This is a genomic window from Cupriavidus phytohabitans, assembly GCF_000426345.1.
Lineage (GTDB): Bacteria > Pseudomonadota > Gammaproteobacteria > Burkholderiales > Burkholderiaceae > Cupriavidus.
The window spans coordinates 104985-126727 of sequence record NZ_AUFE01000008.1; the positions used below are offsets into that span (position 1 = coordinate 104985).

General features: G+C 68.9%; 22 protein-coding genes and 1 other RNA gene. 10 read left to right on the forward strand and 13 right to left on the reverse strand.

Annotated features, from left to right (window positions below):
- Positions 1 to 77: 77 nt before the first annotated feature.
- The 6 genes from K309_RS0108605 to K309_RS0108625 form a co-directional block, all read right to left on the reverse strand.
- Positions 78 to 776, reverse strand: coding sequence for an SIMPL domain-containing protein (locus K309_RS0108605; protein WP_029046045.1), 699 nt, complete (start codon positions 774 to 776; stop codon positions 78 to 80).
- A 94-nt stretch (positions 777 to 870) separates the two neighbouring features.
- Positions 871 to 1695: a sulfite exporter TauE/SafE family protein gene (locus K309_RS0108610; RefSeq protein ID WP_029046046.1), complete on the reverse strand. Its 825-nt coding sequence runs from the start codon at positions 1693 to 1695 to the stop codon at positions 871 to 873.
- A gap of 11 nt (positions 1696 to 1706) precedes the next feature.
- Entirely contained in the window at positions 1707 to 2189 is a 483-nt protein-coding gene (locus tag K309_RS0108615; RefSeq protein ID WP_029046047.1) for an EVE domain-containing protein, read from the reverse strand.
- Positions 2190 to 2287: 98 nt separating this feature from the next.
- A non-coding RNA gene (ssrS, locus tag K309_RS39530) (6S RNA) lies at positions 2288 to 2505 on the reverse strand.
- Positions 2506 to 2809: 304 nt separating this feature from the next.
- Positions 2810 to 3142 (reverse strand): cell division protein ZapA, encoded by a 333-nt coding sequence (locus tag K309_RS0108620; protein ID WP_029046048.1) that lies wholly within the window; start codon positions 3140 to 3142, stop codon positions 2810 to 2812.
- A complete protein-coding gene (locus K309_RS0108625) occupies positions 3139 to 3456 on the reverse strand; it encodes a hypothetical protein (RefSeq protein ID WP_029046049.1) in 318 nt (105 codons plus the stop codon). The genes K309_RS0108620 and K309_RS0108625 overlap by 4 nt, the downstream gene beginning before the upstream one ends.
- Positions 3457 to 4037: 581 nt before the next feature.
- Here K309_RS0108625 and K309_RS0108630 point away from each other — a divergent pair.
- The 7 genes from K309_RS0108630 to K309_RS0108660 are packed head-to-tail and all read left to right on the forward strand — an operon-like array spanning position 4038 to position 10923.
- A complete protein-coding gene (locus tag K309_RS0108630; RefSeq protein ID WP_029046050.1) occupies positions 4038 to 5945 on the forward strand; it encodes a TonB-dependent receptor domain-containing protein in 1908 nt (635 codons plus the stop codon).
- Positions 5946 to 5960: 15 nt separating this feature from the next.
- Positions 5961 to 6980 carry a FecCD family ABC transporter permease gene (locus tag K309_RS0108635; protein WP_029046051.1) on the forward strand — a complete coding sequence of 340 codons (1020 nt, stop codon included), beginning with the start codon at positions 5961 to 5963 and terminating at the stop codon, positions 6978 to 6980.
- Positions 6977 to 7825 carry an ABC transporter ATP-binding protein gene (locus K309_RS0108640; protein WP_029046052.1) on the forward strand — a complete coding sequence of 283 codons (849 nt, stop codon included), beginning with the start codon at positions 6977 to 6979 and terminating at the stop codon, positions 7823 to 7825. Before K309_RS0108635 ends, K309_RS0108640 begins: the two co-directional genes overlap by 4 nt.
- Positions 7822 to 8454, forward strand: a complete 633-nt coding sequence (gene cobO, locus K309_RS0108645; RefSeq protein WP_029046053.1) for a cob(I)yrinic acid a,c-diamide adenosyltransferase — start codon at positions 7822 to 7824, stop codon at positions 8452 to 8454. The genes K309_RS0108640 and cobO overlap by 4 nt, the downstream gene beginning before the upstream one ends.
- Positions 8455 to 8495: 41 nt before the next feature.
- The gene (cobT, locus tag K309_RS0108650) at positions 8496 to 9536 is read left to right on the forward strand and encodes a nicotinate-nucleotide--dimethylbenzimidazole phosphoribosyltransferase (protein ID WP_029046054.1); all 1041 of its coding nucleotides are present in this window, start codon (positions 8496 to 8498) and stop codon (positions 9534 to 9536) included.
- Positions 9533 to 10357 carry an adenosylcobinamide-GDP ribazoletransferase gene (locus K309_RS0108655; RefSeq protein WP_232232337.1) on the forward strand — a complete coding sequence of 275 codons (825 nt, stop codon included), beginning with the start codon at positions 9533 to 9535 and terminating at the stop codon, positions 10355 to 10357. The genes cobT and K309_RS0108655 overlap by 4 nt, the downstream gene beginning before the upstream one ends.
- Positions 10342 to 10923 carry a histidine phosphatase family protein gene (locus K309_RS0108660; RefSeq protein ID WP_029046056.1) on the forward strand — a complete coding sequence of 194 codons (582 nt, stop codon included), beginning with the start codon at positions 10342 to 10344 and terminating at the stop codon, positions 10921 to 10923. The genes K309_RS0108655 and K309_RS0108660 overlap by 16 nt, the downstream gene beginning before the upstream one ends.
- Here the strand turns inward: K309_RS0108660 and K309_RS0108665 are convergent, their stop codons facing one another.
- From K309_RS0108665 to cobU, 4 genes are read right to left on the reverse strand one after another with little or no spacing between them, the layout of a single operon-like run.
- Positions 10924 to 11811, reverse strand: a complete 888-nt coding sequence (locus K309_RS0108665) for a cobalamin-binding protein (protein WP_035877077.1) — start codon at positions 11809 to 11811, stop codon at positions 10924 to 10926.
- Positions 11812 to 11846: 35 nt separating this feature from the next.
- Entirely contained in the window at positions 11847 to 12875 is a 1029-nt protein-coding gene (gene cobD, locus K309_RS0108670) for a threonine-phosphate decarboxylase CobD (RefSeq protein ID WP_029046058.1), read from the reverse strand.
- Positions 12872 to 13855, reverse strand: coding sequence for an adenosylcobinamide-phosphate synthase CbiB (gene cbiB / locus K309_RS0108675; RefSeq protein WP_029046059.1), 984 nt, complete (start codon positions 13853 to 13855; stop codon positions 12872 to 12874). Before cbiB ends, cobD begins: the two co-directional genes overlap by 4 nt.
- The gene (cobU, locus tag K309_RS0108680) at positions 13849 to 14514 is read right to left on the reverse strand and encodes a bifunctional adenosylcobinamide kinase/adenosylcobinamide-phosphate guanylyltransferase (RefSeq protein ID WP_029046060.1); all 666 of its coding nucleotides are present in this window, start codon (positions 14512 to 14514) and stop codon (positions 13849 to 13851) included. Before cobU ends, cbiB begins: the two co-directional genes overlap by 7 nt.
- Before the next feature lie 72 nt (positions 14515 to 14586).
- Between cobU and K309_RS0108685 the strand changes: the two genes are divergently transcribed.
- On the forward strand, positions 14587 to 16095 hold the full coding sequence (locus tag K309_RS0108685; RefSeq protein WP_029046061.1) for a cobyric acid synthase: 1509 nt from the start codon (positions 14587 to 14589) through the stop codon (positions 16093 to 16095).
- A 157-nt stretch (positions 16096 to 16252) separates the two neighbouring features.
- A complete protein-coding gene (locus tag K309_RS0108690; RefSeq protein ID WP_029046062.1) occupies positions 16253 to 17446 on the forward strand; it encodes a PepSY-associated TM helix domain-containing protein in 1194 nt (397 codons plus the stop codon).
- Positions 17447 to 17504: 58 nt separating this feature from the next.
- On the opposite strand, the gene panC is transcribed toward K309_RS0108690, so the two are convergent.
- The 3 genes from panC to K309_RS0108705 form a co-directional block, all read right to left on the reverse strand.
- Positions 17505 to 18353 (reverse strand): pantoate--beta-alanine ligase, encoded by an 849-nt coding sequence (panC, locus tag K309_RS0108695; RefSeq protein WP_029046063.1) that lies wholly within the window; start codon positions 18351 to 18353, stop codon positions 17505 to 17507.
- A 167-nt stretch (positions 18354 to 18520) separates the two neighbouring features.
- Positions 18521 to 19411 (reverse strand): segregation and condensation protein A, encoded by an 891-nt coding sequence (locus K309_RS0108700; RefSeq protein ID WP_029046064.1) that lies wholly within the window; start codon positions 19409 to 19411, stop codon positions 18521 to 18523.
- 28 nt (positions 19412 to 19439) lie between these two features.
- Positions 19440 to 19631, reverse strand: a complete 192-nt coding sequence (locus K309_RS0108705) for a DUF3460 family protein (RefSeq protein WP_029046065.1) — start codon at positions 19629 to 19631, stop codon at positions 19440 to 19442.
- Positions 19632 to 19870: 239 nt separating this feature from the next.
- Between K309_RS0108705 and K309_RS0108710 the strand changes: the two genes are divergently transcribed.
- A complete protein-coding gene (locus K309_RS0108710; RefSeq protein WP_369796401.1) occupies positions 19871 to 21715 on the forward strand; it encodes an autotransporter assembly complex protein TamA in 1845 nt (614 codons plus the stop codon).
- The last annotated feature ends 28 nt before the right edge of the window (positions 21716 to 21743 follow it).

Here is a 21743-nt window from a genome sequence, read left to right on the forward strand (position 1 = left end):
GAAGAGGGAGAACACCTTGCTTGGGCTAGCTCGGACGGCTTGGGAGCACCCAAAACCGTTTGCCTTTTTGCGGGTGTTTACTTCAGCATCTGCACCGACCCGTTCACCGACACCGTCACCTGCGTCTTGCCGCCTTCCACCGGCACCGGCACCGCCGCATCGGCCATCATCGCCTTGGCTGCGCCATACATGCGCGGCATCGGCGGCACCACGCCGCTTTCGCTCACGTTGACTTCCCGGATGGTGTAGCTGTTGTAGCCAAACAGCTTGGTGGTCGACTGCGCCTTGTTGCGGAACGACGCCACCGCCTGTTCGGCCAGCTTGGCCTCGGCCGCTTCGCGCGCTTCACGCGACAGCGAGAAGGCGATGTTCTGCACCTGCATCTGGCCGGCCAGCTCGCCCGCCAGCTTCGACACCGCGGAGAAATCGCGCGACTTCAGGATGATCTCGGAACGTCCGCGCCACGTGCTGATGCGGCCGTTGCGGTCGGTGCTGGGGTGGATGGTGAAGCCGCCCGATTCCGCGGTCACGCCCTGCGTGCGCTTGGCCTGTGCCAGCACCGCCTGGGTGCGCGTGGACAGCGCCGTCGAGATCGCCGCGGGCTCCGCGCCTTCCTGTTCGGCAGCGAGCGTCAGGTGCACGATGTCGGTCGGCACTTCGCTTACAGCCTGTGCCGACAGCGACATTACGCCGGACGGCGTCTCCGTCGGCCCGGCATGCGCCGAAGCGACGATGGCGGTGGTGCCCAGCAGGGTGGCGGCAAGCCAGTGTTTCATCTGGTTCTCCCGAAAAAACGTAGTGGCTGTCAGACGGAACCAGCGCATGAAACGTTCCGCGAGATTGCAAACGAATGTTGCAGGCTCCGTGCCGTCAGAATGCCTGCCAGGCCTTCCACAGCATGTAGGACGCCAGGCACAGCAGCAGCACTGCGAAGGCCTTGCGCAGCTGCCCGACATCCATCCGGTGCGCGGTGCGCGCCCCCAGCGGCGCGGTCAGCATGCTGGCCGCGACAATGACGAGCAGCGCCGGCAGGTAGATGTAGCCGATCGATCCCGACGGCAGTCCCGGCATCTGCCAGCCGCTCCAGACATAGCCCGCCACGCTGGCGGCGGCGATCGGGAAGCCCAGAGCCGCCGACGTCGCCACCGCGCTGTGGATCGGCACGTTGCACCAGGTCATGAACGGTACCGAGACAAAGGCGCCGCCCGCGCCGACCAGGCTCGACAGGAATCCGATCACGCCGCCTGTGCCCAGCATGCCCGCCGCGCCCGGCAGTTGCCGGCTCGGAACGGGGCGGCGGCTGCGCAGCATCTGCAGCGCGGAAAACCCGACAAACACGGCAAAGGCAAGCGACAGCCAGCTGGTCTTGAGCGCGGCAAAGACCTTGCCGCCCCCGACCATGCCGCCGAGCACGATGCCCGGTGCCAGCGCCAGCACCACCGGCCAGCGCACCGCGCCACGCTGGTGGTGCGCGCGCACCGACGACAGCGATGTGAACAGGATGGTGCCCATCGAGGTGGCGATCGCCATATGGACGATGGCTTCCGTGGGAAAGCCCAGCGCGGTGAACAGCAGCGTCAGGAACGGCACCATCATCATGCCGCCGCCGACGCCGAGCAGCCCGGCGCAGAAGCCGGTAAAGGCGCCGAGGGCCAGCAGCGCAGGGATCAGCACCGGCAGGGTAGCAAGCTGCATAGGACCCGGCCTCAGCGCATCAGCTTGCCGGTGATGAAGCGCCATTCCGCCGGCGTGACCGGCGTGATCGAGAGCCGGTTGCCACGGCGCAGCACCACCATGTCGGCCAGTTCCTCATGCTCGCGCAGCGCTGGCAGCGGAATCAGCGTGCTCTTGCGTTCGTAGCGGACATCGACCAGCAGCCAGCGCGGCGCATCGGGCTTCGACGCGGCGTCGTAGTAGGGGCTGCTGGAATCGAACTGGGTCGGGTCGGGGTAGGGCGTGGAGCAGACCTCGGCCAGGCCGGCAATGCCGGGCTCGGGGCACGACGAGTGATAGAACAGCACGCCATCGCCGATCTGCATGGCGTCGCGCATGAAGTTGCGCGCCTGGTAGTTGCGCACGCCGGTCCACGGCAGCGTTCCCTCGCGGGCGAGGTCGTCGATGCTGGCCTCATCCGGTTCCGATTTCATCAGCCAGTACTGGCGGGCGCGTTTGTTCTGGTTCGGGCTCACGGCGCGGTTCGTGGATGAAGGGGTCGGGGCGCGCGGGCATGGCCACGCGCGCGCGCAAAGAAAAAAGGCGATGGTTCAGAAAACCACCGCCTTTTTAAGGGGTCCCCGCCTCGGCCGCTGGGTCGGCATCCTGAACCCAAGTGAGGTTCAGAGTGGCTGCGGAAGTCGCATTTCGGGTACATCATCCACTCAGGGAGTCCAAGCCAGGCCCGGACTATGAATGCGACGACGCGCTCGCCCACGCGACATGATCCCGCACCATGCAATGCATATCGGTTCAAGGAGTTTATGACCCTCACGAACCAGGCAGGGAAACTGTCAAACGTCTGACGCTACAACCGCTTCGACCGGTCGGGTAGGTGACCTGCCTGCGGGATGTCAGACGTTTGCCGTTTCTAACTAGGATGGGATGAAAACGGCGGCCGGGCGCGATAACCTGGCCAGTTAGCTGCACTTCTGTGGTGCCTCGTGCAGTCTGGCTACACTATACACCGCGCTGCAGGCCTTACCAAGTCCACACGCGCGTATCGTTACATTTTGCGCGACAGCGCGGCATCCGCTGCACATCCCTCCATTTTCACGGTATATGGGGCTGACAGGGCGGGCCTCAAGCGGTCCGCTCAGCCCCTCGTGCCGGTGCCCACGTGCGCGTATTGCCGCAACGCTTCGTCGGCGCGTTCGTTCAGCTCGCGGATGCGTGCGTGGATGGCCTCGACCGGGATCGTGCCCTCGGCCTGCTGCTTGCGCTGCAGAGCCAGCAAATCGGATGCGATCGAAATGGCGGCCATCACGGCCACGCGCTCGACGCCCTTGGCGGCGATGCCGTTGCGCAGCTTGTTCATCTGCGTGTCGACCAGTGCCACGGCCTCGAGCAGCGCAGCCTCGTTCTCGGGCGCGATGGCAAAGCGGTACGGCTGGCCGGCAATGTTGACTTCGACTTGCTTGTTGCTCATGCGTGTTCTCCGGAGGCCTTGTGCGGCTCTGCGCCTGTCGCGGCGCCCTCGCCCAGCAGGTCGAGCTGGCGCGTGTCGCTGGCCGTCGGCAGCTTGTCAAGGATGGACTGGATGCGCAGCTGCGCTTCCTCGATCTTGATGTTGAGCAACTCGCGGTCGGCTGCCATGGCCTCGCGCTCGCTGCGCAATTGCGCGGCTTCACCCTCCAGCCGGGCGATCTCGTCGCGCAGCCGCTGGTTTTCCGCCGCCAGGGTGTCCGCATGGTGCAGCACGCGCCCGATCTTCGCGGCCAGTTGTTCGAGTTCGTTGAGCATAGGGCCTGTCATGATGGGATAAAAGTCAGGTAACGCGATTCTAGCCGATGCGCCGGCGCGCACAATGCGAAGGAAAGCGTTTCTGACCGGGCACCTGCATGGAAGTTGCAGCCTTCTGCACCCAAAACCCTGCCAGAGTTGTGACAAATCACTACGGGCGCCGCGTTGACGCGGGTTGCGAAACTCCCTACACTCGCGCACGTTCCAGGTGCTCGCCCTTTTCGTCCGTGGCGAAAGGGCAGTTCAACGGGAAACAGGGAGCCTTGCCAGCCGCGCGCCGGAAGGGCCAACCTGTGCTGCCCCCGCAACGGTAAGCGACCGCGTGCGCATTCGCCGGCGCCAGCCACTTCCGCAGCCAGCCTGCCGGAAGGGCGGCCGGCAACAACCGGGATCGCATCCCGGCCACATGCCCACGCAGGACCGGCCACACGCCACTGAACCTCAGGTTCGGGAAGGCGCCGGTTCCGAGTCGCCAGCCCGGATACCGGCCTGAACGCGGGCTGCCGCCCGTGCGCGGCACGCCTCATCGCCATATGGTCCGCGGGGGAACGGGCCCGGCCGTTCCTACCTAGTCCTGCATCATGCGTTCATCGCTCCACAGGTCGACCCGCCCGGCAGCCCCGGCGGTGCGTCCGCTCGTGCCCGCAACCTCGTCTGCGATTGCGGCAGCCATTGCCTCGTTCACCCTGGTCCCGGCCACCTCGTTCGCGCAAGCCGCCGACAGCGGCACCGCCCAACAGCTGGCCCCGGTGGTGGTGACTTCCACCCGCACCGCGCAATCCATTACCGAGGCGCTGCCGCACACGACGGTGGTGACGCAGGAAGATATCGTCAATTCGCAAGCGCCGGACCTGCGCACGCTGCTGCGCAACCAGGCCGGCGTGGAATTCTCGGCCAATGGCGGCATGGGCAGCAACACCACGCTGTTCATGCGCGGCGCCAATTCCAACCAGACGCTGATCCTGATCGATGGCGTGCGCGTGTCGGCGGCCAGCAGCGGCACCGCGCAGCTGGCCAACATCCTGCCCGACCAGATCGACCGGATCGAGGTGGTGCGCGGCAACGTGTCGGCACTGTACGGCTCGGACGCGATCGGCGGCGTGGTGCAGATCTTTACCAAGAGCGGCGCGGGCCAGGCTCCGGCGGCCAATGCGTCGGTGGAGTACGGCAGCAACAACACGCGCCAGGGTACCGTTGGCTACGGCGGGCAGGTCGGCGATACCTCCTTCAACCTGACCGGTTCGGCGTTCAAGACCGACGGCTTCTCGTCGATCAATACGCAGCAGGCGCCGGGCGCCAACCCCAACGACAACCCGTACGAGAACCAGAGCGTGTCGGGCCAGGTGAAGCACCGCTTCACGCCCGACTGGGATGCGGGCTTCAGCGGCTACTACTCGAAGAGCAAGCTGTCGTTCGACAGCGCCTTCGGCCGCCCGACCGACGACAACCGCACCAACAGCGAGCTGTATGCGCTGTCGGCCTTCGTCAACGGCAAGGTCGGCGCCGACTGGACCACGCACTTCAAGCTGTCGCAGAGCGCGGACAACAGCGACACTTTCCTCAACGGACGTCCCAACGGCACCTTCAATACCCGCAACCGCCAGTTCAACTGGCAGAACGAGTATGCGGTCGCCGCCAACCACACGCTGCTGTTCGGCACCGACTACCTGCAGCAGGAGCTGGTTTCGAGCGCCTACGGCGCGCCCACGCGCAACGTGTTCTCGGTGTTCGGTGGCTATGACGGGCGCATCGGCAAGCACCAGCTGCAGCTCAACGCGCGCAATGACCACTATTCCGACTTCGGCAACCAAAGCAGTTTCTTCGCCGGCTACGGCTATAACGTGACCGATGCGTTCAAGCTGATCGCCAACGTCAGCAACGCCTTCCGCGCGCCGACCTTCAACGAGCTGTACTTCCCCAATTTCGGCCAGCCCAACCTGCAGCCCGAGCGCGCCAGGTCGGTCGAGGCGGGCGTGCAGTACACCACCGCCACGGCGGGGCTGCTGCGCGTGACGGCGTTCGAGACCCGTTACGACGACCTGATCGTGTCGGCGCTGCAGCCCAACGGCATGTTCCTGGCCGAGAATGTCAACAAGGCCAAGGTGCAGGGCATCGAGGCGTCGTGGCGCGCCACCGTCTACGGCACCGACCTCGGCGCCAGCGTGACCTTCCAGAATCCGGTCGACGAGCAGAACAACACCCAGCTGCTGCGCCGCGCCCGCCGCCATGCCGCGCTCGACGTGGGCCGCAACTTCGGCAACTGGCGCTTCGGCGGCGAATGGCTGGTATCGTCGTCGCGCATGGATGCCGGCTCGCGCCGCCTGGGCGGATACGGTATCGTCAACCTCAACGCTCGCTACAACATCGACAAGCAATGGTTCGTTGCCGCCCGCGTCGAAAACCTGTTCGACAAGGACTACCAGCTCGCCTACCCCTACAACACGCAGGGGCGCGCGGGCTTCATCACGCTGGGCTGGCGCCAGCGATGAGCGCACGGGCGCGCCATGTCTGAGTTCCGGCGCGCCGTGGCGTTGTGGCTGGCGCTCGCCCTGGCGTCAGTCGTAGTCTTCGCGGCCTCGCTCGCGCTGGGCAGCGTCTCGCTCGATGCGCGCGAACTGTGGCAGGCGCTCAGCGGTGCCGATACGGGCACCGACGGCGGCACCGCCAGTGCCATCGTGCGCGAACTGCGCCTGCCGCGCGCGGCCGCGGCCTTTGCCTGCGGCGGGCTGCTGGCGCTGTCCGGCGCGCTGATGCAGGTGCTGCTGCGCAACCCGCTGGCCGAGCCTTACGTGCTGGGCGTCTCCGGCGGCGCGTCGGTCGGCGCCTTGCTGGCGATGCTGGTGCTGGCGCCGTGGTGGGGCGTGCAGATGGCCGCCGCGGTCGGCGCGCTGTGCTCGATGCTGCTGGTGGCAACGCTGGCGCGGCGCGACCTGCTGCACCCTCAGGTGCAGGGCGGCCATCGCGAAGCCGGTGCGCGCTTGCTGCTGACAGGCGTGATCCTTGCCGCCGGCTGGGGCGCGGTGATCACGCTGATCCTTGCCGTGGCGCCGGAATCGCGGCTGCGCGGCATGCTGTTCTGGCTGACCGGCGACCTGGGCGGCACCGCCAGCTATGGCGGCGCGCTTGCCACGATGGTCGTCGCGCTGCTGCTCGCCATGCCGATGGCGCGCGCGCTCAACGTGATGCTGCTGGGCGAGACCGTGGCCCAGTCGCTGGGCGTGCGCGTGGGCCGGGTGCGGCTGCTGACCTTTCTGCTGGCCTCGGTGTGCATCGCGGTGGTCATCACTACCGCCGGTTCGATCGGCTTCGTCGGCCTGGTCGTGCCGCACCTGGTGCGGCTGGCGTGGGGCAACGACCAGCGCATGCTGCTGCCGGCAGCGGTGCTGCTGGGCGGTGCGCTGCTGATGGCGGCCGACCTGATCGCGCGCACCGTGATCGCCCCGGCACAGCTGCCGGTGGGCGTGATCACCGCGCTGCTGGGCGTGCCGACTTTCCTGTATCTGCTGTTGCGGAGGCCGCGATGAGCGCGAACGCCGATTGGTCGCAGCCGCTCGCGGCCTGCCCCGTGCTGGCGCTGCGCGAGGTGCGGCTGCGCACCGGCCAGCGCGTGCTGGTCGAGCACCTGACGCTGGACATCGGCCCCGGCCAGCTGTGGTGCATCGCCGGGCCCAACGGCGCCGGCAAGTCCACGCTGATGACCGCGATGGCGGGGCTGCGCCACGTGGATGGCGGCGCTGTCGAGATCGATGGCAGGCCTGCCGTGCAGGTAGCGCCGTCGGCGCTGGCGCGACAGCGTGCCTACCTGCCGCAGGCAGTGCACGATACGTTCTCCATGTCGGTGCTCGATGCGGTGCGCGTAGGCCGCCACCCGCACCTGTCCGGCTGGGGCTGGACCGGCAGCGAGGACGACCGCGTCGTGCGCGACACGATCCGCGCCGTGGATATCGAGGCACTGGCGGCCCGCGACGTGCTGACGCTGTCCGGCGGCGAGCGGCAGCGCGCATCGCTGGCCGCGGCGCTGGCGCAGCAGGCGCCGCTGCTGCTGCTCGACGAGCCGGTCTCGCACCTCGACCTGCGCCACCAGATCCTGGTGCTGGAGCGGCTTGCCGCGCTGGCCCACGCCGGTCGCCACGCCATCGTGGTGATTCTGCACGACCTGACGCTGGCGCTGCGCTACGCCACGCACGCCTTGCTGATGGCTGAGGACGGCACCGCGCTGCGCGGCCCGGCGGCACAGGTACTGACTCCCGAACATTGCTCCCGCGCGCTGTGCACCCGCATCGTCAGCGTCAGCGACGGCGTGCATACCGCACTGATTCCCGATGGCGCCCCGGCGCCGCGACTCTTTACGCAAGACCCGAACCCATGACCGATTCCCACAACCCCGCCACCGACGACCCGGAGCGCGACGCGCGCCACAAGGCGCGCATGGCGCGCAAGAAAGAAGTGATCGACGCCAAAATCGCCGCCGCGCAGGACGAGCGTGGCGTGATCGTCATCACCACCGGTAACGGCAAGGGCAAGTCCAGCTCCGGCTTCGGCATGGTGGTGCGCGCGCTCGGCCACGGCATGCGTGCCGGCGTGGTGCAGTTCATCAAGGGCGCACAGCCGACCGGCGAAGAGATGTTCCTGCGCCGCTTCCCCGACGAATGTGCATTCCACGTGATGGGCGAGGGCTATACCTGGGACACCCAGGACCGCGCGCGCGACGTGGCCAAGGCCGAAGCCGCGTGGGAAGTGGCGCGTGGCATGCTGCGCGACCCGGCCATCGGGCTGGTGCTGCTCGACGAACTCAACATCGCGCTCAAGCTGCACTATCTTGATGTGGACCAGGTCATCGCCGACCTGCGCGCGCGACCGCCGATGCAGCACGTGGTCATCACCGGACGCGGCGCGCCGCCGGCACTGGTCGAGGCGGCCGATACCGTCACCGACATGACGCCGGTCAAGCACGCCTTCCAGCAGGGCATCAAGGCGCAGCGCGGCGTGGAAATGTAGCCCCGGTAGCCCCCGATACAGACTTCCAGAACCACAGCACCATGCAGTTTCCCGAAATCACTCCCCTCGACAACACGCTGCGGCCCGCGCTGCAGGCCGCCATCGACGACAAGACCAAGCCGCTCGGCGCGCTCGGCCGACTCGAATCGCTGGCCCTGCAGCTTGGCCTGATCCTTGGCACGCAGCGGCCGGTGCTGCAGCGGCCGACGGTGATCGTCTTTGCCGCCGATCACGGCGTCGCCGACACGGGCGTCAGCGCCTATCCGGCCGAGGTCACCGCGCAGATGGTCCGGAATTTCCTCGCCGGCGGCGCGGCGATCAATGTGTTCTCGCGCCAGCACGGCATTGCGCTGGAGATCGTCGACGCGGGCGTGCGCGTGCCGCTGCCGGCGGCACCCGGGCTGGTCAACTGCCGCATCGCCGACGGCACCCGCAACTTCGCGCAGGAACCGGCAATGACGCCGGAACAGGCCGCGGCGGCGATGACCGCCGGCATGGCGCGCGTGCTGCGCCATGCCCAGCAAGGCTGCAATGTGATCGGCTTCGGCGAGATGGGCATTGCCAATACCTCCGCCGCCGCTTGCCTGATGCAGCGGCTGACCGGGCTGCCGCTGGCCGACTGCATCGGCCGCGGCACGGGGCTCGACGATGCGGGCCTTGCACGCAAGCGCGAGGTGCTGGAGGGCGCGCTCGCGCTGCACGCCGAGGCGCAGGCACCGCTCGATGTGCTGGCGACGTTCGGCGGCTTCGAGATCGCGATGATGGCAGGCGCCTTCCTCGCCGCCGCGGCCAGCCGCATGGTGATCCTGGTCGACGGCTTTATCGCCTCGGCCGCGCTGCTGGTGGCGCAGCGCATCGACCCCAACGTGCTGCAGTACTGCGTGTTCACGCATTGCTCGCACGAGCGCGGCCACCGCGCGCTGCTGGACCACTTCGGCGCGGAACCGCTGCTGGCGCTGGACCTGCGCCTGGGCGAGGGCACCGGCGCGGCGCTGGCGTGGCCGCTGCTCGCGTCCGCGGTCGCGTTCCTCAACGAGATGGCGACCTTCAGCGGCGCCGGCGTCAGCACGGCCTCGGCATGAGCGTGCCGTCCGACCCCGCGCCCACGCCTGCCGGTCCCGGTGGCATGGGCGGTGAATTGCGCTACTTTTTTACTGCGCTGGGCTATTTCACGCGTGTGCCGCTGCCGGGCCGGCTGGCACGATGGGTCGGATTCGAGCCACATTACCTGCATGCCGCAGCGCGTTATTTCCCGCTGGTAGGCCTGCTGGTCGGCGGCGCCGGGGCGCTGGTCACGTGGGGCGCGCTGCAGTGGTGGCCGATCGGCGTGGCGGTGCTGCTGGGGATGGCAGCCACGCTGCTGCTGACCGGCGCCTTTCATGAGGACGGCCTGGCCGACTGCGTCGATGCCTTCGGCGGCGCATGGCAGCGCGAAGACGTGCTGCGCATCATGCACGACTCGCGCATCGGCGCGTTCGGTGCCATCGCGCTGGCGGTGGCGCTGCTGCTCAAGTGGCAACTGCTGGTGGCGATCGGCACGCAGGGCGGGCCGGCGATATTGCTGGCGGTGCTGGTGGGCGCGCACGCCGCCAGCCGCGCGATGGCGGTCAGCTACCTCGCCACGCTGCAGTACGTGCGTGCGGAAGGCAAGGCCAAGCCGGTGGCGCAGCGGCTCGCCGGCGTGGGGTTGGGGTTCGCGCTGCTGTGCGGAGCGGCGCCACTGTGGCTGGTATCGCCATCCTTCTTCGCGGCGGCCTTGGTGGCACTGCTCGTGTTGCGCGTGCTGCTCGGCCGCTACTTCGTGCGCCGCATCGGCGGCTATACCGGCGATTGCCTCGGCATGGCCCAGCAGTGCGCGGAGATCCTGATCTACCTGGTGGCATCGGCATGGACCTGGTCCTGATCCGCCATGCGCAGCCGGAGGTGGCTGCGGGCACCTGCTACGGCTGCCTCGATCTGCCGCTGGTGTCGCCGCTGACGCCGGTTGCCGCGCAGATCGCGACGGGCCTGCCGGCGCCGGCGCGCATCGTCAGCAGCCCGCTGGCGCGAGCGCTCGGGACAGCGCAGGCGCTGGCACAGACCTTGCCGGCCGGCGTGCCGGCCATCGCCATCGAACCGCTGTTGCGCGAGCTGGACTTCGGCAATTGGGAAGGTGTTGCGTGGGACGCGATCGACCGCGCTGCGCTGGACCAGTGGGCCGCCGACCTGCTGCATGCGCGCCCGCATGGCGGCGAGTCGCCGGCGCAGGCGATGGCGCGCGTTGCCGGCTGGGCCGATGCGCTCGACGTGCGGGACGATCGCTGCCTGTGGGTGGTCGGCCATGCCGGGCCGATGCGCATGCTCGCCGCGCACTGGCTTGGCGTGCCGCTGTCGGTGACGGTCAACTGGACGCTGGGCTTCGGCGCGAGCTGCCGCTTCCGGCTGGGCCCGGATGGAGCGCGGCTCGAATGGTGGAACCGCGGCGGCTGATCAGCGTGCCGGGCGCCGGCTGCGCGCCACGTCGAGGTCCTTGCAGATCTGCTCGATGCCTTGCACCACGCGCGGGCCGGCGCGGTTGACCAGGTCGCCGTCGATCACGAACAGGTTGTTGCGCGCCACCGCGGTGATTTGCTTCCAGCGCTGCCACATCGCATAGTCGGGCAGCGGCTGGTCCGAGCGCGTGGCGCCCATGCCCGCGGTCAGCATGGCTTCCGGATTGCCCGCCACCACCGCCTCGACCGACACCGTCGGCACCAGCGGCGTCTCGGCCCCGAACAGGTTGCGCCCGCCGCACAGCGCCAGCATGTCGCTGACCAGGTGCTGGCCGTTGAGCGTCATCAGCGGCTGCTGCCAGACCTGGTAGAACACAGTCACCGGGGGCCGCGTGGCGTAGGTCTTGCGCAATGTCTCCACCTGCTGGCGGAAATTGTCGGCGGCGCGGCGCGCGGTTGTTGCCGTGCCGAGCAGCGTGCCCAGCTTCTCCAGGTTTTCCGGGATCGATGCCAGCTTGCGCGGCTCGCTGTAGAACAGCGGCAGGCCGAGCGCGCGCAGGCGGTCGGTCTGCTTCTGCGCGTTGCCATGGCGCCAGACCACGATCAGGTCCGGCTTGAGCGCGGCGATGCGCTCAAGGTCCAGCGCCTTGTTGTCGCCGACACGCGGGATGTCGCGCGCCTGCGGCGGGTAGTCGCTGTAGTGGACCGTGCCGACGATGCGGTCGCCGCCGCCGGCGGCAAAGATCATCTCGGTCACGTGCGGTGCCAGCGAGACCACGCGGCGCGCCGGCTGGGCCAGCGTAATGGTCTGGCCGGCATCGTCGACCACCGATACGGCCGCTTGCGCAGAGGGTGCGGCAAGCAGGGCGGTAGCGACCACCGTCATGGCAATGGCGGATTTCAGTGCGTGCATGGTGAGGGTCAGGCGATTACAGCGGCCAGGGCGGCCAGCGCGGCATCGAGCCGTTGCCAGCTTTCGGGCCGGTCAGGCGGCAGGCCCAGGCGCAGGCCTGGCAGGCAACCGCCGGCGGCTTCGAAGTATCGGGTCCAGATGCCATCGCGCGCCAGCGCTTCGTGCAGCGCCAGCGCCTCGGCATGCGGTACCCAGCAAAACAACGGGTGCACCACGGCGCTCAGCCCGTGGCGCGCCAGCAGCGTGCCGAGCCGCGCGCCGGACAGGCGCAGCTGCGCCCGCGTGGCTTCCTGCCACTGGCGGTCCGCCAGCGCATGGCGGGCGACGGCGCGCGCCGGCCCCGAGACGGTCCAGTGGCCCAGCCGCTCATGCAGCGCATCGAGCAACGGCTGGTGCGCCAGCACGAAGCCGCAGCGGATACCGGCAAGACCATAGAACTTGCCGATCGAGCGCAGCACTACCAGTCCTTCGGCGCCGCTGTGCGCGGCGACCGATGCCGCGGGCAGGCAATCGATAAAGGCTTCATCGACCAGCAGCGTGCCGCCGCGACCTGCCAGCGCGGCATGCCAGCGCAGCAACGTCGCCGGCGGCAGCAGCCGCGCGGTCGGGTTGTTGGGATTGACGACTACCAGATGGTCGAGCGCATCCGCAAGGTCCGCGCGGGTGAAGTCCGCTTCGTCCAGCGGCACCACCGTGTGCCCGGGCGCGGCGAAGGCCGGTGCGTACTCGCTGTAGCCGAGCGCGGCAATCCCGACGCGCCCCGGCCGCAGCAGGCCTGGCAGCGTGCGGATCGCGGCCTGCGAGCCGGCTACCGGCAACGCCTGCGGCGCGCCGAAGGCCTGCGCGGCCAGCTCTGCGAGCCCATCCCCGTCCTGCGGCAGCCGCTGCCACGCGGAAGCGGGCAGCGCCGGCACGGGATAGCCGTCGGGATGGATGCCGGTGGACAAGTCGAGCCAGTCGGCTTCGGCGCGGCCGTAGCGGTGCACCGCGGCCAGCAGGTTGCCGCCATGGCGGATCGGGGGGAGGGCAGGGCTCACGTCGATGCGGACATGGCAAGTACGGCCAGCGCGCTGGCGCCCGCAAGCGCCAGCCACAGCCACAAGGTGCGATGGACCAGCCGCAGGCACGCCAGCACGTGCCCCGCCTGGGGTGCGCTGCCCGCGCCCAGCGGCGGGCGTTGTTCCAGCTCGCCGTGATAGCGCGCCGGACCGCCAAGCAGCACGCCGACCGCGCCGGCGCCCGCCGCCATTACCGGGCCGGCATTGGGGCTGGACCATGCCGGCCCCTGCGTGCGCCAGCAGCGCAGCGCCTGCGCGGTGGCGCCCAGCAGCGCGTACGACAGCGCGGTCAGCCGCGCGGGGACGAGGTTGAGCGCATCGTCGATGCGCGCCGCCGCCCAGCCGAAATATTGCAGCCGCGGCGTGCGGTAGCCCCACATCGCATCGAGCGTATTGGCCAGCCGGAACACGATTACCGCCGGTGCGCCGCCGAGCAGGAACCAGAACAGCGCGCCGAAGACGGCATCGTTGCCGTTCTCCAGCGCCGATTCGCAGGCGGCGCGCGCCAGCGCTTCGGCATCGGCATTGGCGGTATCGCGCGAGACGATGCGCGCGGTCAGCGTGCGCGCGGTGGACAAGTCAGCAGCCGCAAGGGCGCCGGCGATCGGGGCGATGTGCTGGTGCAGGCTGCGTGCGCCGAGCGCGGCGTACAGCGCGATGGCATGCAGCACCAGTGCCGCGAGCGGATGCCAGCGCGCCGCCGCATCGACCAGCCACCATGCCAGCGCCGCCGGTACCAGCACCAGTACGCACCAGCAGGCAAGGCCAGCCACGCGCTGCCGCCACGGCGCGCCGCGGCGGCCGGGATCGTTGCCACGTCGTTCGAGGGCCGAAGCGACGCGGCCAAAGCCCACCAGCGGGTGGAAGCGGCGCGGCTCGCCCAGCCACTGGTCAAGCAGAACGCCGGCCAGCGCCGCGGCCACGCACGCGGGCCAGGCCGGCCAGGCCTGCGTCAGCATGCGGGATCGGCGCCCTTTACCGGGACCGGGATGCCCGCCACCAGCAGCCGCACGCGGTCCGCGGCGGCAGCCAGTTTCTGGTTCAGGCGTCCCAGTTCATCGACGTAGAAGCGGGTGATCGCGCCCATCGGCACTACGCCGAAGCCGATCTCGTTGGAGACCAGGATCACGTGGCCGGGCAGCGTGGGCAGCGCGGTCAGCAGCGACTCGATTTCTTCGGTGAAGGCATCGGGTGGTGTGATTACCCCATGATCGGGATAGCTGCGGCCGTCGGGGAAGAGCAGGTTGTTCATCCACAGCGTCATGCAGTCCACCAGGATGCAGCCGTCGTGGCGCGCGTTGGCATAGAGCGCATCGGCCAGCCGCACCGGCTCTTCCACCAGGCGCCAGTCCGCGGGGCGGCGGGCGCGGTGCAGCGCGATGCGGACTTCGAGTTCCTGGTCGGCCAGCGCGGGATCCTGGCGCGCGGTGGCGATATACGTGACCGGCCCGCCGGTGATGCCGGCGTGGTCGCTTGCCAGCTGTTCGGCGTAGTGGCTCTTGCCGGAGCGCGCGCCGCCCAGCACCAGCGTCAGCTGCCGCGCGCCGGACGTGCCGGCCGCAAGCGGCTTCGCCGCGCTGGCGGTGGCGGATTCAGGGGCGATGGCCGGGGTTTCCATCCGCGTATTGTAGCCGCCGCATCCCACCCTCGCATCCCGCCCTCGCATGGAGGCCGGTGAGATAATCCGCCGATGCATACCGATTCCCCGCTTTCCTTGCCGCCGGGTGCCCTGCGCGGCACGCTGATGGTCCAGGGCACCACCTCCGATGCCGGCAAGAGCACCGTGGTCGCGGGGCTGTGCCGCGTGCTGGCGCGCGCCGGCACGCGCGTGGCGCCGTTCAAGCCGCAGAACATGGCGCTGAACAGCGCGGTGACCGCCGACGGCGGCGAGATCGGCCGCGCGCAGGCGCTGCAGGCGCAGGCCGCGCGGCTGGCGCCGCATACCGACATGAATCCGGTGCTGCTCAAGCCCAGCAGCGACACCGGCGCGCAGGTGATCATCCACGGCCGCGCGCGGCTTGACCTCGATGCCCGCGCCTACCACGCCTACAAGCCCGAGGCGATGAAGGCGGTGCTGGCCTCGCATGCGCGGCTGGAGCAGGCCTATGACGTGGTGCTGGTGGAAGGCGCAGGGAGCCCCGCCGAGATCAACCTGCGCGAGCGCGATATCGCCAACATGGGCTTTGCCGAGCGGGTCGACTGCCCGGTGGTGCTGGTCGCCGATATCGATCGCGGCGGCGTGTTCGCGCACCTGGTCGGCACGCTCGATTGCCTGTCGGACAGCGAACGCGCGCGCGTGACCGGCTTCATCATCAACCGCTTTCGCGGCGACATCGGCCTGCTCGAACCGGGGCTGGACTGGCTCACCGCGCGTACCGGCAAGCCGGTGTTCGGCGTGCTGCCATACCTGCACGGCCTGCACCTCGATGCGGAGGACGCCATCGTCGGCACGCAGGCTGCGAAGGCCGGAGCGCAGCGGCTGCGCGTGATCGTGCCGGTGCTGCCGCGCATCGCCAACCATACCGATTTCGACGCGTTGCGCGCCCATCCGCAGGTAGACCTGCGGTTCATTGGCCCCGGCATGCCGGTCCCGCCCGCCGACCTGGTGGTGCTGCCCGGCAGCAAGAGCGTGCGCGCCGACCTGGCCTTCCTGCGCGCCAACGGCTGGGAGGCGGCGCTGCAGCGGCACCTGCGCTACGGCGGCAAGCTGGTCGGCATCTGCGGCGGCATGCAGATGCTGGGCCGGCAGGTGCATGATCCCGACGGCCGCGAAGGCCCTGCCGGCAGCAGCGCGGGCCTGGGATGGCTCGACTACGAGACCACGCTCGCCGCCGAGAAGCAGCTGCGCCAGGTCAGCGGGCGGCTGGCGGATGCAGACGCGCCGGTGCGGGGCTACGAGATCCATCTCGGCGTCACCACGGGCGCCGGGCTGGAACGGCCCGCCGTGTGGCTCGACCGCGGCGACGGCACCATGCGTCCCGACGGCGCCTGCTCGGCCGATGGCCAGGTGCTGGCGACCTACGTCCATGGCCTGTTCGACGACCCGGCCGGCTGCCAGGCGCTGCTGCGCTGGGCAGGACTGGATGGGGCGCAGGCAGTGGACCTCGATGCGCTGCGCGAAGCGTCGATCGAGCGGCTTGCCGATACCCTCGCGGCACATCTCGACCTGGGAGCAATGTTCGCTCCACTGCAACGCTGACCACACGTTGGCGATCCGCCATTGCGTGGATCGTGCCGGCTCCCCGCAACATCTCCCTGTTAGAATTGCGAATCTTTCGCATTTGCATTCTGTTGCGATATGACTTTCGGGTCATATCGCCGCACGCTGCAGCGCTCCACATTCACAAACACAAGCCATGGTCACCGGCCGCCTGCGCGTCGTCTTCGTCAAGCTGCATCTCTATATCGGGCTGACTCTCGGCCTGCTTTTTGTCCTGCTGGGCCTGACGGGCATGGCCATTGCGTGGCGCGATGAGCTCGATGCCTGGCTCAACCCGGATCTGCTGGTCGCCTCGGCGCCCGCTACCGGCCCCGTTACGCCGGCGACCGTCAAGGCGGTGACCGAGCGCCTGGCCGCGCCGCCGTACGGCAGGCCCAACCTGCTGATGCTGCCGACCCACGACGACGGCGTCTTCACCGCCTGGTATCCCGTCAAGGGGCCGGAGGGCGTGGTGCAGGGCCGCTCGCGGCAGGTGATGGTCGATCCGGTGACGCTGGCAGTGAAGGGCGAGCGCGTGTGGGGCGAGCCCGGCGTCTCGCGCCGGCTGCTGCTGCCGACGCTGTTCCACCTGCACCGCTACCTGCTCAGCGGCGAGACCGGCAAGACGATCATCGGGGTGGCGGGCATGCTGCTGCTGCTGACCACGCTGGTGGGCGTGGTGGTGTGGTGGCCCAAGACGAAACTGCGCGCGTGGGCGCAGGCGTTCCGGATCAGCCATGGCGGCTCGTGGTCGCGCTTCAACTTTTCGCTGCACCGGGCCGGCGGCATCCTGGCGGCTCCTGTGCTGGCCATCATTGCCTTTTCGGGCTGGTATCTGAACCTGCCGAAGTGGGTGACGCCGATCGTTGCGGGGGTAATGACAGTGACCCCGCCGGCGAAGCATGTTTCGGCGCCGCCCGCGCCCGACGCGCGCCCGCTCGACGCCGGCCAGATCATGGCGGCGGCGCAGTCCCAGTATCCCGACGCTCGGGTCACCCGCATCAGCTTCCCGCGCAAGCCGGGCGACGCCTTTGAAGTGCGGCTGCGCCAGCCGGACGAGGTGCGCAAGGACAGCGGCGCGACCCGGCTCTGGCTCGACGCCTGGACCGGCACGCGGCTGGGCGCGAAGGACCCGCACGATGCGCCCGCCGGCGACGCGCTGCTGAACTGGCTGTTCCCGCTGCATACCGGCGAGGCGTTCGGCCTGCCGGGACGGATCTTCATCACGCTGTTCGGCCTGGCGCCGCTGGCCTTTGCGCTGACCGGCGTGCTGATCTGGTGGAAGCGGCGGCGCGGGCACCGCCGCCACGTCGTGAAGACGGCGCAGCGCGCGGCCATGCGCCGGGCATGAAAAAAGCAGGCCGGCGGCCTGCTTTTTTTTTTGCGAACCCGCGAACCCCCGCCCGGGCTCAGATTTCCAGGTTGTCGATCAGGCGGGTCGCGCCCAGCTTGGCGGCGGTCAGCACCACCAGCGGCTCGCCGGCGACAAACTCGTCGTGCGTCGGCGCCTGCAGGTTAGCTTGCTTGCGGATCGACACGTAGTCCGGCTTCCAGCCGCGCTTGGCCAGCGCTGCCACGGCATTGGCCTCCACCGCCAGCAGGTCGGCGCCGGCGCGGTCGCTGCCCAGCACGGTGTCGCGCACCTGATGCAGCGTGCGGTACAGCACCGGCGCCTCGGCGCGTTCGTCCGGGCTCAGGTAGCGGTTGCGCGACGACAGCGCCAGGCCGTCTTCATCGCGTATGGTCTCGGCCGGGATGATGTCGATCGGCAGCGCGAACTGCTGCACCATGCGGCGCACGATCATCAGTTGCTGGTAGTCCTTCTTGCCGAACACGGCCACGCGCGGCTGCGCGCACGAGAACAGCTTCATCACCACGGTGCATACGCCCTTGAAGAAGCCGGGGCGGAATTCGCCTTCCAGGATGTCGCCCAGGTCGTGCGGCGGCTCGACGCGGTATTCCTGCGGCACCGGGTACATATCGCGCTCGGAGGGCGCGAACAGCACATAGACGCCTTCCTTCTGCAGCTTCTCGATATCGTCCTGCAGCGTGCGCGGGTACTTGTCGAAATCCTCGTTGGGGCCGAACTGCAGGCGGTTCACGAAGATCGACGCCACTACCGGGTCGCCGTGCTGGCGCGCCAGGCGCATCAGCGACAGGTGGCCTTCGTGCAGGTTGCCCATGGTGGGGACGAAGGCAGCGCGGTTCTGGCCGCGCAGCTGGTCCCGCAGCTCTTGGATGGAGGAAATGACTTTCATCTGGCTAGGTGTGCTGTCGTGAGGGTGTGACCCGTGGCGCCGGTCTCCGGGGGGCGGCGCCGTGACTTGCCGGGCCTCGGGGCGTTCTGCCTTCCGGGCGTATCGTTTCGGCTGTCGGCGGATTGTAGATCAAGTGGGGCGGGGGCGGACCCTGCCCGTCGGGTGGGTCAGGAAGGGCTGTACGCCAATCGCACATAAATTGGCGCGAACGGCTCGGCCTGGGTGATCTCGACCAGCGACTCGCGCGACAGCTCCAGCATGGCGATAAAGTTGACCACCACCACCGGCACGCCCTTGCCCGAGCGGACCGCGTCCTCGAACAGTTCCGAGAACTCCATGAAGCGCGCGTGCTGCAGCCGGCGCAGGATCTGGCTCATGTGTTCGCGCACCGACAGTTCTTCGCGCGAGATTTTGTGGTGCTGGTTCAGCTTGGCGCGCTTGAGCACATCGGCCCAGGCGGCCTGCAGGTCGATGGTCTCGACTTCCGGGAAGCGCGGCGCCAGGCTCTGCTCGATATAGACCTGCGAGCGCAGGAAGTCGCGGCCGAGCTGCGGCACCGTGTCCAGCCGCTGCGCGGCCAGCTTCATCTGCTCGTATTCCAGCAGGCGGCGCACCAGCTCGGCGCGCGGGTCCTCGGCGTCTTCATCGCTATCGGCCTTCTTGACCGGCAGCAGCATGCGCGACTTGATCTCGATCAGCATGGCCGCCATCAGCAGATACTCCGCCGCCAGCTCCAGGTTGGTCTTGCGGATCTGCTCGATGTACGACAGGTACTGCCGCGTGACCTGCGACATCGGGATGTCGAGGACGTTGAAGTTCTGCTTGCGGATCAGGTACAGCAGCAGGTCCAGCGGGCCTTCGAACGCTTCCAGGAAGATTTCGAGCGCATCGGGCGGGATGTACAGGTCCTGCGGCAGCTTGAACAGCGGCTCGCCGTACAGGCGCGCGAAGGCCATCCCGTCGACCATGTCGGCGGGCTCCCCGGGTCCGCCAAGGTTGTCGGCAGCGCCGGCAACCGCGACGGGCAGCGGCAGCTTGTCCTGGTCGGCTGTGCTCATCGCCGGTGACCGGGCGTGCTGGCGGGGATCAGTTGTCCTGCGAGTAGACGTACGGCTTCTGGGCTACGCGCGAGGCCTGGGCGCGGGCGCGCTCTTCCAGGTCGATCGGCGCCTTGTCCCACAGCAGGGCGCGGCCGTCGCGCTGCTCGGCCTCGAGCGTCGGGCGCTCTTGCTTGAGCTGCTTCAGGAACTGGGTGATCTCGGATTCGTACATTGCCATGGTGAAACCGTATGCGCCGCTTGGGGCGCGTAATGGATACAGTGGGGCAGGATTTTACAGTATCGGCCCGTCGCGGGGACGTATTTGGGCCCGCCGGCGGCTTCCTGGGGTAGGAAGATTCCGGCCGCAGGCCTGTGTGTGGTCAAATACCGACTTCGCATGTGTGGACAAAGAGCGATGCCGAAAGACACCGCTATCTCTGCTGACCGTGTGCCCGAGGCGCCCGGCGACAACAACGGATGAGGATCGACCTGGCCAGGACGACAGCCCGCCGGGGCCGCCCAGACATGCCGGATGCGGCGCATCCGGCCCCGATCGCCCCGCTCCCGGTGCGGGCGCGCGCGGCCGCGTATGCGATCGCTGCGATGCTGCTGCTGCCGGCCGCGGCCCATGGCGCCTACAAGGTAGAGGTCGAAGCCCCCAAGCCGATCAAGGAGATGCTCGAAGAGCACCTCGACCTGTCGCGCTACAAGGACCGCGCCGACCTGTCGCAGGACCAGTTCAACTACATGGTCGAGACCGTGGGCGAGCAGGTGCGCCAGTTCACCTCGACCGAAGGCTATTTCGACCCGGCCACCACCACGCGCGTGGAGGGCGAGGGCGACGGGCGCGTGGTCCATGTCGCGGTGGACCCGGGCGCGCGCACGCTGATCCGCAATGTCGATGTCCAGGTGACCGGGCCGGCGGCGACGCGCTCGCCCGAGCAGGTGGCCGAGATGAAGGCCAAGTGGGGCCTGCCGGTGGGCGACCCGTTCCGCCAGGCGGACTGGGACAAGGCCAAGGAAGACGCGCTGGTGACGCTGCAAAGCCACAACTACTACGGCGCGCGGCTGGCCGCGTCGCAGGCGCGGGTGGAGCCGGACGAGCTGCGTGCCGACCTGTCCGCGCACTACGCCAGCGGTCCGTCCTACCTGCTGGGGCCGCTCAAGGTCACCGGCACGCGCCGCTACCCCGAGCAGATCATCTACAACGTCAACCCGCTCAACGAGGGCGAGCCCTACCGCGTGGAACGGCTGCTGGAATTGCAGCGCGCCGTCCAGAACCAGCCGTATTTCTCCAACGTGCAGGTCGACCTGGAACCGCCGCCGGATGCCGACAAGGCGCCGGACGGCGTGGTCACCGCGCCGGTCTCGGTGCGCGTGCGCGAATACCCGGTGCACCGGCTCAACGGCGGCGTCGGCTTTACCACCGACACCGGCGCCCAGGTGGAAGGACGCTATTCCTACTACAACCTGTTCAACCGCGCCTGGACCTTCGACTCGCAGGCGCGGATCGAACAGAAGCGTACCTACATGTTCGCCGAGGCCGCGATGCCGCCGTCCCGCGGCGCCTACCGCAACAGCGTGTACAGCAGCTACGAGCGCACCATCGATATCGAGAACACCGACACCACCAGCCTGCGCGCGGGCCTGAAGCGCTCGCGCTCGCGCGAGAAGATCGATGTCACCACGTCGCTCGATTTCTACTACGACAAGCTGGTGCCCGAGGGCCAGGCCGCCCAGATCAGCAAGGCATTGGTGCCCGCCTTCGCCTGGACCCGGCGCGATGTCGACAACCCGGTCTTCCCGCGCCGCGGCAACGTGATCAATACCCAGATCGGCGTGGCCGCCCGCGGCTTCCTCAGCGATGCCACCTTCCTGCGCCTCTATGGCCGCATCCGCCAGTACATCCCGGTGGGCACGCGTGACCTGGTGGTGGCGCGGCTGGAACTGGGCGCTGACCTGACCGGCGACAGTTCCGGCCAGATCCCCGCAACGCTGCGTTTCCGCGCCGGCGGCACCGATTCGATCCGCGGCTACACCTACCAGTCGATCGGCACGCCCAGCGGCTCCAGCATCCTGCCGGCCAAGTACCTTGGCACCGGCAGCCTGGAGTACCAGTACTGGTTCAAGCCGGACTGGGGCGTGGCGGTGTTCTGGGACCTGGGCACGGCCGCCGACAACCTGCGCGGCGTGACGATCTACAACGGCGTGGGCGTCGGCGTGCGCTGGCGCACGCCGGTGGGGCCGCTGCAGCTGGACGTCGGCTACGGCATCCAGGAACAGCAGTTCCGGCCGCATATCTCGCTGGGGGTCGCGTTCTGATGGCCGCCCTCGCGCCCGGGATGCCGGC

Excerpts from the sequence above, each read along its gene's own strand:
- K309_RS0108605 (WP_029046045.1), bottom strand. The coding sequence starts at position 776 with ATGAAACACTGGCTTGCCGCCACCCTGCTGGGCACCACCGCCATCGTC.
- K309_RS0108610 (WP_029046046.1), bottom strand. The coding sequence starts at position 1,695 with ATGCAGCTTGCTACCCTGCCGGTGCTGATCCCTGCGCTGCTGGCCCTC.
- K309_RS0108620 (WP_029046048.1), bottom strand. The coding sequence starts at position 3,142 with ATGAGCAACAAGCAAGTCGAAGTCAACATTGCCGGCCAGCCGTACCGC.
- K309_RS0108625 (WP_029046049.1), bottom strand. The coding sequence starts at position 3,456 with ATGCTCAACGAACTCGAACAACTGGCCGCGAAGATCGGGCGCGTGCTG.
- K309_RS0108630 (WP_029046050.1), top strand. The coding sequence starts at position 4,038 with ATGCGTTCATCGCTCCACAGGTCGACCCGCCCGGCAGCCCCGGCGGTG.
- K309_RS0108635 (WP_029046051.1), top strand. The coding sequence starts at position 5,961 with ATGTCTGAGTTCCGGCGCGCCGTGGCGTTGTGGCTGGCGCTCGCCCTG.
- K309_RS0108640 (WP_029046052.1), top strand. The coding sequence starts at position 6,977 with ATGAGCGCGAACGCCGATTGGTCGCAGCCGCTCGCGGCCTGCCCCGTG.
- cobO (WP_029046053.1), top strand. The coding sequence starts at position 7,822 with ATGACCGATTCCCACAACCCCGCCACCGACGACCCGGAGCGCGACGCG.
- cobT (WP_029046054.1), top strand. The coding sequence starts at position 8,496 with ATGCAGTTTCCCGAAATCACTCCCCTCGACAACACGCTGCGGCCCGCG.
- K309_RS0108655 (WP_232232337.1), top strand. The coding sequence starts at position 9,533 with ATGAGCGTGCCGTCCGACCCCGCGCCCACGCCTGCCGGTCCCGGTGGC.
- K309_RS0108660 (WP_029046056.1), top strand. The coding sequence starts at position 10,342 with ATGGACCTGGTCCTGATCCGCCATGCGCAGCCGGAGGTGGCTGCGGGC.
- K309_RS0108665 (WP_035877077.1), bottom strand. The coding sequence starts at position 11,811 with ATGACGGTGGTCGCTACCGCCCTGCTTGCCGCACCCTCTGCGCAAGCG.
- cbiB (WP_029046059.1), bottom strand. The coding sequence starts at position 13,855 with ATGCTGACGCAGGCCTGGCCGGCCTGGCCCGCGTGCGTGGCCGCGGCG.
- cobU (WP_029046060.1), bottom strand. The coding sequence starts at position 14,514 with ATGGAAACCCCGGCCATCGCCCCTGAATCCGCCACCGCCAGCGCGGCG.
- K309_RS0108685 (WP_029046061.1), top strand. The coding sequence starts at position 14,587 with ATGCATACCGATTCCCCGCTTTCCTTGCCGCCGGGTGCCCTGCGCGGC.
- K309_RS0108690 (WP_029046062.1), top strand. The coding sequence starts at position 16,253 with ATGGTCACCGGCCGCCTGCGCGTCGTCTTCGTCAAGCTGCATCTCTAT.
- panC (WP_029046063.1), bottom strand. The coding sequence starts at position 18,353 with ATGAAAGTCATTTCCTCCATCCAAGAGCTGCGGGACCAGCTGCGCGGC.
- K309_RS0108700 (WP_029046064.1), bottom strand. The coding sequence starts at position 19,411 with ATGAGCACAGCCGACCAGGACAAGCTGCCGCTGCCCGTCGCGGTTGCC.
- K309_RS0108705 (WP_029046065.1), bottom strand. The coding sequence starts at position 19,631 with ATGGCAATGTACGAATCCGAGATCACCCAGTTCCTGAAGCAGCTCAAG.
- K309_RS0108710 (WP_369796401.1), top strand. The coding sequence starts at position 19,871 with ATGAGGATCGACCTGGCCAGGACGACAGCCCGCCGGGGCCGCCCAGAC.